At 65.9% G+C, this 9,196-nt stretch carries 8 protein-coding genes; 7 read left to right on the top strand and 1 reads right to left on the bottom strand.

What is annotated here, in order from left to right; translation table 11 throughout:
• Positions 1 to 253 precede the first annotated feature (253 nt).
• Genes ACFQ50_RS09750 through ACFQ50_RS09780 form a run of 7 tightly spaced genes read left to right on the top strand, consistent with a single transcriptional unit; the run spans position 254 to position 7,504 of the window.
• Complete coding sequence (locus tag ACFQ50_RS09750) at positions 254 to 1,546, top strand: extracellular solute-binding protein (protein ID WP_377995322.1); 1,293 nt, start codon at positions 254 to 256, stop codon at positions 1,544 to 1,546.
• 4 nt (positions 1,547 to 1,550) lie between these two features.
• Positions 1,551 to 2,453 carry a carbohydrate ABC transporter permease gene (locus tag ACFQ50_RS09755; RefSeq protein ID WP_377995323.1) on the top strand — a complete coding sequence of 301 codons (903 nt, stop codon included), beginning with the start codon at positions 1,551 to 1,553 and terminating at the stop codon, positions 2,451 to 2,453.
• Positions 2,453 to 3,355: a carbohydrate ABC transporter permease gene (locus ACFQ50_RS09760; protein WP_377995324.1), complete on the top strand. Its 903-nt coding sequence runs from the start codon at positions 2,453 to 2,455 to the stop codon at positions 3,353 to 3,355. The genes ACFQ50_RS09755 and ACFQ50_RS09760 overlap by 1 nt, the downstream gene beginning before the upstream one ends.
• Positions 3,356 to 3,376: 21 nt before the next feature.
• On the top strand, positions 3,377 to 4,600 hold the full coding sequence (locus ACFQ50_RS09765) for a Gfo/Idh/MocA family protein (RefSeq protein WP_377995325.1): 1,224 nt from the start codon (positions 3,377 to 3,379) through the stop codon (positions 4,598 to 4,600).
• Positions 4,601 to 4,626: 26 nt separating this feature from the next.
• Positions 4,627 to 5,631 carry a sugar phosphate isomerase/epimerase family protein gene (locus tag ACFQ50_RS09770; RefSeq protein WP_377995326.1) on the top strand — a complete coding sequence of 335 codons (1,005 nt, stop codon included), beginning with the start codon at positions 4,627 to 4,629 and terminating at the stop codon, positions 5,629 to 5,631.
• Between the two features lie 59 nt (positions 5,632 to 5,690).
• Positions 5,691 to 6,389: a ThuA domain-containing protein gene (locus ACFQ50_RS09775; RefSeq protein ID WP_377995327.1), complete on the top strand. Its 699-nt coding sequence runs from the start codon at positions 5,691 to 5,693 to the stop codon at positions 6,387 to 6,389.
• Positions 6,374 to 7,504, top strand: a complete 1,131-nt coding sequence (locus ACFQ50_RS09780) for a Gfo/Idh/MocA family protein (RefSeq protein ID WP_377995328.1) — start codon at positions 6,374 to 6,376, stop codon at positions 7,502 to 7,504. The genes ACFQ50_RS09775 and ACFQ50_RS09780 overlap by 16 nt, the downstream gene beginning before the upstream one ends.
• 87 nt (positions 7,505 to 7,591) lie before the next feature.
• On the opposite strand, the gene ACFQ50_RS09785 is transcribed toward ACFQ50_RS09780, so the two are convergent.
• Entirely contained in the window at positions 7,592 to 9,121 is a 1,530-nt protein-coding gene (locus ACFQ50_RS09785; protein ID WP_377995332.1) for an HNH endonuclease, read from the bottom strand.
• Between the last annotated feature and the right edge of the window lie 75 nt (positions 9,122 to 9,196).

A 9,196-nucleotide genomic window follows, 5' to 3' on the forward strand; every position in this document is an offset into this window, starting at 1 on the left:
TCAACGGCCTGCCGCCATTCGGATGCGCTGGTTGACCCTTGACGCATCGACGACTCCTCGTTATGTTTTATCTCACACCGCAAGTTTTATCGAAATATTTCGAAACAATGGTGGACCTCTCAACTAACAGTTCATGGGCAGTGCCGCCTGATTCCAGGCGGGCTCCTGTAAGGCAAAGCCGGGCTATCAGCGTCGAGCCCGATGGATGAATGGAAATGTTTAGATGACAACTCGAAAGTTGCGCTCAGTCGCGATGGCAATCTCCGCAGCCGCCCTCTCCGTGAGCCTGGCCGCCTGTGGCTCCAGCGGCCCTGCAGGATCCACCGCCGGCGGTGACGGTACAGCCTCCATGTGGGGCCTGACGGGCGGAAACCAGCCAGTGCTGCAGAAATCCGTCGAGGCCTGGAACAGCGCGCACTCCGATCAGTCCATCAAACTGGACTTCTTCGCCAACGATGCCTATAAGACCAAGGTCCGCACCGCCGTCGGTGCCGGCGAAGGCCCCACCTTTATCTACGGCTGGGGCGGCGGTGTCCTGAAGTCCTACGTCGATGCAGGCCAGGTGGAGGACCTCTCGGCCTTCGTCAAGGAGAACCCCGGGGTAAAGGACCGCTATCTTCCTTCCGTCCTGAAGAACGGCGAGATCAACGGCAAGACCTACGCCCTGCCCAACAACAACGTCCAGCCCGTGGTCCTGTACTACAACAAGGAAGTCTTCGACAAGGTGGGCGCGCAGCCGCCGAAGACCTGGGACGAACTGATGGCACTCGTGCCCAAATTCAAGGACGCCGGAGTCGCCCCGTTCTCCCTCGGTGGCCAGTCAAAGTGGCCGGACCTGATGTGGCTGGAGTACCTCGTTGAGCGCATCGGCGGGCCCGAGGTCTTCGCGAACATCGCCGCGGACAAGCCCAACGCGTGGTCGGATCCCGCAGTGACCGAGGCGCTGACCAAGATCCAGCAACTGGTGGATGCCGGCGGCTTCGTGAACGGCTTCTCCTCCATCGCCGCGGACAGCAACGCGGACCAGGCCCTGCTCTACACGGGCAAGGCGGCCATGGTCCTGCAGGGCGGCTGGATCTACCAGGGCATGAAGAAGGACGCCGGCAGCTTCGTCACGGGAGGCAAGCTCGGCTTCACCACTTTCCCCACCGTTGAGGGCGGCAAGGGCGACCCCGCCAACGTGGTGGGCAACCCCTCCAACTTCTGGTCGATCTCCGCGAAAGCCACCGACGAGCAGAAGAAGGCCGCCCTCGAGTACGTCAAGGACGGCATGTTCACCGGCGCCGATACCGATGCCCTCATTGCCTCCGGAGCCGTTCCAGTGATCAACGGCATCGAAAGCAAGCTCGAAGCCTCACCCGACAAGGACTTCCTGACCTTCATTTACGGTCTCGCCAAGGACGCGCCGAGCTTCACCCTCTCCTGGGACCAGGCGCTGAGCCCGGCCCAGGGCGACGCGATGCTGTCCAACCTTGACCAGATCTTCCTCAAGAAGATCACCCCCGAGCAGTTCGTCGCCACGATGAACGCCACGATCGGGAAGTAGCGGCGTGACCAGCACCAGTCCCATCCGCCGTGGGGTCCGCGACGCGGGCCCCTCGGGGTGGCTGGCAGTGCCAGCCCTTGTCTTCTTCCTGGTGTTCGCCGTCGTGCCGCTGGCCGGCGTCGTCCTCCTCAGCTTCACCAGCTGGGACGGACTGCGCGAGATCCGGCTGGAGGGCCTCGCAAGCTGGACCACCGTGCTTACCGACCCTGTCACCGGCAACGCTCTCTTGGTAACCGCCAAGATCATGTTCTTCTCCTTCATCGTCCAGGCACCGATCAGCCTGCTTCTCGGCGTCTTCACGGCCGGAAAACAGAAGTACCGGGCAGCGCTCGCCGTCCTGTACTTCCTGCCCCTCCTCCTCTCCTCGGCCGCCGTCGCCATTGCCTTCAAGGCGCTGCTCGATCCGAACTTCGGCCTGGGCCCCGGCCTTCAGGTGCCCATCCTGATCCAGGACTGGCTCGGAAACTCTGACCTGGTCCTGTTCGTGGTGGTCTTCGTCATCGCGTGGCAGTTCGTCCCGTTCCACACCCTTATCTACCAAGGTGGCGTGCGGCAGATCCCCACCTCGCTGTACGAGGCGGCGGAGATCGACGGCGCGGGGCGGGTCCGGCAGTTCCTGAACATCACCCTGCCGCAGCTGAAATACACCATCATCACCTCCTCCACCCTCATGGTGGTGGGCAGTCTTGCCTACTTCGACCTGATTTTCGTGCTCACCGGCGGAGGCCCGGGCTACAGCACCCGGCTGCTGCCGCTGCACATGTACCTGACCGGCTTCAAGGCCAATGACATGGGCGCTGCGAGCGCCCTGGGCGTCATCCTCATCGCCATCGGACTGGGCCTGGCCCTGCTCCTGCAGCGCCTCGGCGGCAAGAACCGGAACGACAGCCAATTGGAAGGAGCCTGATGGCTTCCACGACACAGCTCCCCGCGGCACCTGAGGCACCGGCCCGTCCGCAGGCAGAGCCCCGGCAGAAGTCCAGGCGTGCCGGACGGCGCCGGCTGAACCTTCCCGGCGGCCTCGGCGGCTGGCTCTGGCTGGCGGTGATCGTCCTGCCGATCTACTACGTGGTGGTCACCAGCCTGAAGAACCAGGCAGGTTTCTTCGCCAGCAACCCCATGCTGCCGCCCGCCGAGCCCACCCTGGACAACTACAAGCTGGTGCTGGAGAACGACTTCGCCCGGTACTTCGTCAACAGCATGGTGGTCACGCTGGGAACCGTGATTCCCGCCCTGTTTGTCTCCTTCATGGCCGCGTACGCGATTGTCCGGGGCAGGGGCCGGTTCGTGAACTGGACCAACAACCTCTTCCTCCTGGGCCTGGCCATTCCGCTCCACGCCACCATCATCCCGATTTACTGGATGATCACCCGCGCCCATCTCTACGACACACTGCTGGCCCTGATCCTGCCGTCCATCGCGTTCGCCATTCCGGTGTCCGTCCTGATTCTCTCGAACTTCATGCGGGACGTTCCGAATGAGCTCTTCGAGTCGATGCGGCTGGACGGTTGCTCGGACTGGGCCATGCTGTGGCGTCTGGCCCTGCCAATGACCAAGCCTGCGGTGATCACGGTTGGTATCTACAACGCCCTCCACGTGTGGAACGGCTTCCTGTTCCCGCTGATCCTCACCCAGAGCCCGGCCACGCGGGTGCTGCCGCTGTCGCTGTGGACGTTCCAGGGCGAGTTCAGCGTCAACATCCCCGCGGTACTCGCCTCGGTGGTGCTGGCCACGCTGCCGCTGCTGGTCCTCTACATCGTGGCCCGCCGCCAGCTGATCAGCGGGCTGACCGCCGGTTTCAGCAAATAAATGCTCCCGAAAGGACCACTCTTGACTCACACAAAGCCGCTCCGGGTCGGCATGATGGGCTACGCCTTCATGGGGGCCGCCCACTCACACGCCTGGCGGACAGCGCCCCGCTTCTTCGACCTGCCACTGCAGCCGCAGCTCACCGCCGTCGCCGGCCGGAATGCCAGCGGCGTCAGGGCAGCCGCGGACAAGCTCGGCTGGGAATCGACCGAGACGGACTGGCGGCGCCTGATCGACCGCGAGGACATCGATCTGATCGACATCTGCACGCCCGGCAACACGCACGCCGAGATCGCGATCGCCGCCCTTGAGGCCGGCAAGCATGTCCTGTGCGAGAAGCCGCTGGCCAACTCCGTCGAGGAAGCGGAGCGGATGACCGTCGTAGCCGAGGCGGCCGCCAAGCGCGGCGTGTTTGCGATGTGCGGGTTCAGCTACCGCCGCACGCCTGCGCTGGCACTGGCCAAGCGCATGGTGGACGAAGGCCGGCTGGGAACCATCCGGCATGTCCGGGCGCAGTACTTGCAGGACTGGCTGTCCGATGAGAACGCCCCGATGACCTGGCGGCTGGACAAGTCCAAGTCCGGGTCAGGCTCCCTGGGCGACATCGGCGCGCACAGCATTGACGCTGCCCAGTGGGTCACCGGGCAGAAGATCACCGGCGTTTCGGCACTGCTCGAGACGTTCGTTCCGGAGCGTCCCCTGGCCGGGGACCTCGTGGGCCTGGGCGGTCATGGCGACGCCGGCGCGGATGCGCCGCGCGGAGCCGTCACCGTGGATGACGCCGCCATTTTTAGCGCCCGCTTTGAAGTCACAAGGTTCGACGGCGGCGGGTTCGACGGCGGCGCCGCCGCGGCAGGCGCCGTCGGCGTCTTTGAGGCGACGCGCTACGCGCTGGGACGGAAGAACGCGATGCGGCTGGAACTGAACGGCACCAAGGCGTCGCTCGCCTTCGACTTCGAGGACATGAACGCCCTCTCCTTCTACGATGCCGCCGAGTCTCCCGATGCCGGCTTCCGCCGGATCTTCGTCACCGAACCCGAGCATCCGTATGCCGGCAACTGGTGGCCCACGGGCCACGGCCTGGGGTACGAGCACGGTTTCACCCACCAGGTGGTGGACCTGGTCACCGCGATCGCGCAGACCACGCAGCCGGAGCCCTCCTTCGCGGACGCCCTGCAGGTCCAGCGCGTGCTGGCCGCCGTTGAGGCCAGTGCCGCCAACTCCAGCCAGTGGCAGAAAGTCTGAGAACCGTGAGCGCAGAAGGAACCCCGATGACCCGACCCATTACCCTTTTCACCGGCCAGTGGGCCGACCTGCCGTTCGAGGACGTGGCCCGGCTCGCCGGCGAGTGGGGCTTTGACGGCCTGGAGATCGCCTGCTGGGGAGACCACCTCGATCCGCGCCGCGCCGCGGAGGACGATTCCTATCTCCAGTCCCGGCTGGACATCCTGGCGAAGAACAATCTCAGGGTCTACGCCATTGCCAACCACCTCACCGGCCAGGCCGTGTGCGATGATCCGATCGACGAGCGCCACCAGGGCATCCTGACCCCTGAGGTCTGGGGCGACGGCGATCCCGAGGGCGTCCGCACCAGGGCGGCGGAGTCCATGATGGACACCGCCCGGGCGGCGGCCAGGCTTGGCGTCAAGACCGTGACCGGGTTTACCGGCTCCTCGATCTGGAAGGCCGTGGCGATGTTTCCGCCCGCTTCGGAGTCCATGATCGACGCCGGGTACCGGGACTTCGCCGACCGCTGGAACCCGATCCTTGATGTCTTCGATGAGGTCGGCGTGCGCTTCGCCCTCGAGGTGCACCCCTCCGAGATCGCGTACGACTACTGGACCACCAAGCGCACGCTGGAAGCCATCGGGCACCGGCCCGCTTTCGGCCTGAACTTCGACCCCTCCCACTTCATCTGGCAGGACCTGGACCCGGTGATGTTCCTGCAGGACTTCGCCGAACACATCCTGCACGTGCATGTGAAGGAGTCCGTGCGCCAGCTCGACGGGCGCAACGGACGGCTCGGCTCGCACCTGGCCTGGGCTGATCCGCGCCGCGGCTGGGACTTCGTGACCGCGGGGCACGGGGATGTGAAGTGGAACAGGATCTTCCGGACCCTCAACGCCATCGGGTACACGGGACCGACCAGCATCGAATGGGAAGACGCCGGCATGGACCGGATAATTGGCGCCCCGCAGGCACTCGAGCTGGTCAAGGACCTTGCGGCCATGGCCCCGCCGGCCGCGGCATTCGACGCCGCCTTCGCCTCCCGCTGAACCTGCAGCAAATTCACACTTCCGCTGGCCGTCTGGCCGGCGCCTAGCAAAGGAACCCCATGACAGAACGCAAGACCGCCCTGGTGGTCCGCGGCGGCTGGGACGGGCACCAGCCCTTCGAAGCCACCGAACTCTTCATCCCCTATCTCAAAGACAACGGATACGACGTCAGGGTGGAGGAATCACCCAAGGTCTACGCAGACACCGGGTACATGGCCGGCGTCGACCTGATCATGCAGTGCATGACCATGACCACCATCGAAAAGGACGAGTTCGCAGGCCTGCGTGCCGCCGTCGAAAACGGCACCGGCCTGGCCGGCTGGCACGGCGGGATCGCCGACTCCTACCGCAACAACTCCGACTACCTGCACCTGATCGGCGGCCAGTTCGCCTGCCACCCCGGCAAGCACCCTGATGAGTGCATCGGCAAGCAGTCGGACAACTACGTGCCGTACACCGTCAACATGCTCCCGGCCGCCGCCGATCACCCCATCACCGAGGGCCTCACCGACTTTGACCTCGTCACCGAGCAGTACTGGGTCCTGGCCGACGACTACATCGACGTCCTCGCCACCACCACCCAGAAGGTCCGCGAGTGGGACCCCTGGCACCGCGAGGTGACCTCACCGGCCCTCTGGACCCGTCAATGGGGCAAGGGCCGGATCTTCGTCGCTACCCCCGGCCACCACGTCGACATCCTCCAGGACAACAACGTCCGCACCATCATCGAAAGGGGCCTGCTGTGGGCAAGTCGCTAGACGCAGGAGAGCACACACGAGTAGGAATCATTGGCTGCGGCGCCATCATCGCCCAGTACCTGACCAACTTCCGCCGGCTGGACCAGATAGAACTGGTGGCCGTGGCGGACCTGGACCGGGCTCGGGCCCAGGCCGTTGCCGACGACTACGACGGCGTCCGCGCGCTTTCCGTCGAAGACCTCCTGGCCGCGGCCGACGTCGACCTCGTCCTGAACCTGACCATTCCGGCCGCCCATGCCGAGGTAGCCCTGAAGGCCATCGCCGCCGGTAAGAGCGTCTACGGGGAGAAGCCGCTGGCGGCGACAACGGCCGAGGCGCGGCAGGTGCTGGAGGCGGCACGCGAGGCGGGCGTCGCCGTCGGCTGTGCCCCCGACACGGTGCTCGGCACCGGGATCCAGACCGCCCGCAAGGCAATCGACGACGGGCTGATCGGCGCGCCGATCAGCGCAACAGCCACGATGGTGACGCCCGGCCACGAACGCTGGCACCCCAATCCGGACTTCTACTACCAGCCCGGTGGCGGCCCGCTGCTGGACATGGGCCCGTACTACGTCAGCGCGCTGGTCACGCTCCTGGGCCCGGTGGTCTCGGTCATCGGGGCCGCGAGCCATACCCGGAGCGAACGCACCATTGGGTCCGGGCCGCGTGCCGGTGAGACCGTGCCGGTGAACATCGATTCCCACGTTACAGGGGTGTTGGTTCACGCTTCGGGCGTGCTCTCCACCCTGTTCATGAGCTTCGACGCCGTGAAGTCCAAGTCGCCCAACATCGAAATCCATGGCGAACACGGTTCGCTGGTGGTCCCGGACCCGAACCATTTCGACGGCGACGTCCAGATCTTCCCGCAAGGTGCCGACGGCTGGCAGACACTTCCCGTCTCGGCCGGTTACGTGGATTCCGGCAGGGGATTCGGGATCGCCGACCTCGCCGCCACACCGCCGGGCGCCGAGCCGCGCGCCGGCGGCCAGCTGGCCTATCACGCACTCGAGGTGATGGAGTCGGTGCTTGCTTCAGCGCAGACCGGCTCCGCGGTGCAGATCCAGAGCACGGCACCACGTCCGGCGGCTGTGGAACTGACGACTCTGGCAGCGGAGGTTGCGGAGGTCAGCTCGTAGAGCATTGCGCCAGGGCGACCTCGCAGGGGTCAGCCCTTCCATTGTCCGGATTCGGCGGCGGCGGTATTTCCGCCGCCGCCTCACCCGTTACAGGGTGCGTCCTGACCGTTCGGGCGGGCCTGATCCGGGCGTTCCGGTGCCAGATTGGCTGACTCCGGGCGGTCCGGTCCCAGATTCGGTGGGTCCCGGCTGTGCGCTTTTCCGCAGCCTTCTACCGGGCAGTGGGGGTGCGGTGGAGTGGTAGGTGTGGCCGGTGGGTGTGGTGATTTCGATGGTGTGTCGTGGTCCGGGTCTGGGTTTTGCTTTCCAGCCGGGGAGTTCTTTGGTGTGGTTGCAGGCTTCGCAGAGGCCTGCGCCGTTGGCGAGGGATGTTGGGCCGTTGTTGTGCCAGGGGATGATGTGGTCGTGGTGGCGGATGGGGGCGTCGCAGTAGGGGGTGCGGCAGGTGTTGTCGCGGATTTGGATGAAGCGGCGCAGCGGTGGCGGGAAGAGCCGGCGCCGGGAGTCCATGGCCACGAGGTCGCCGGTCTGCGGGGCGGTGTAGAGCCGGCGCAGCCAGATCTTCAGTTCCTGCACGGCTTTCTGGCCTGCGTCCTTCTGGCCGGTGGTTGGGTCGGGCGTGTTTGAGCCTCCGGCCCGAGGTTCTTGTCCCTGCACCTGTCGGTGTTCTGGTGTTTGTTCTGGAGCCTTTTCCTCGTTGAGGAGGTTGCGTGCCCAGGGGGCGGGGACTACACCGTAGCCTTCGAGGCGTGCGGGTTCGGTATCGCCTTGGAGGAGGGTGCGGTCGGTCATGACGAGGCTGATGTCGATGCCGGTGATGCCGCCGGGCGTGCCGGTGGTCCATTCGACGAGGGTGTCGGCCTTGATCTGCCCGAGGCTGCGGGGGTCGCCTGCGGCGTGGACAGTGTCGGCCTGCCGGGTCAATGCCGCATACACGGCGACGCCCTCATGGGCGGGCAGCAACGCGGTCAGGTAGGTCATGCAGTCCGGAGCGGGGCGCAGGCTCACAGACCGCTCCGACGCGGCATGGCTGGCCCGCTGCGTGACCGAGCGGGAGTCCCGCCGAGTGGCGGCGGCCTTTACCGCGGCGATGACGGCCCGGGTCCCGACGCCGTTGAAGGTCCCGGTATCGGCGGCGAGCTCCTCATCGACCGCGGTCCGGTCCTCGACACTCAAACATGCTGTTTCTTTCACAATATGCATGGCGCGTTCTTCGTTGAGCTGGCCGGTGTCCAGGGCGGCCAGGGCGTGCGGCATCTCGGTGACCAGGGCCTTGCCCATGCCAAGCAGCCGGCCGCCGCGGTGCGGGGACTCGCCCCGGGCCAGGGCGATCTGCTCGGCCACCCCAAGGTTCTGTTCTTTGTGCCTTTTCTTGCCCAGGTCCTCGGCCGACAGAGTGCTGCGGTTGCCATGACCTGGACTGCTTTCGGCTTCGAGTTCAGCTTGTTCCTGACGCTGTTTCGCTTCGAAAGTGACGGCAAGCCGGGCCTGCTGACCAGTGGCCCAGCATTTGAATTTTTCCAGCGCCTGGGTCTGGTCGATCCGTCCGGGACCGTCGGCGGTGAGGTCGGCCGTCAGGATGACCTCTGCCGCCGCGAGCCTTGCGTCGAGACTCAGCCGAGGCGCATCAGCGACGGAGGGCGCACCGCCGGCGAACACCGCGTCGTAAAACAGTGCCTCGGGAAACGGATC

Origin of the sequence: Arthrobacter sp. NPDC056493 (assembly GCF_042795115.1) — a bacterium.
Classification (GTDB): Bacteria; Actinomycetota; Actinomycetes; order Actinomycetales; family Micrococcaceae; genus Arthrobacter.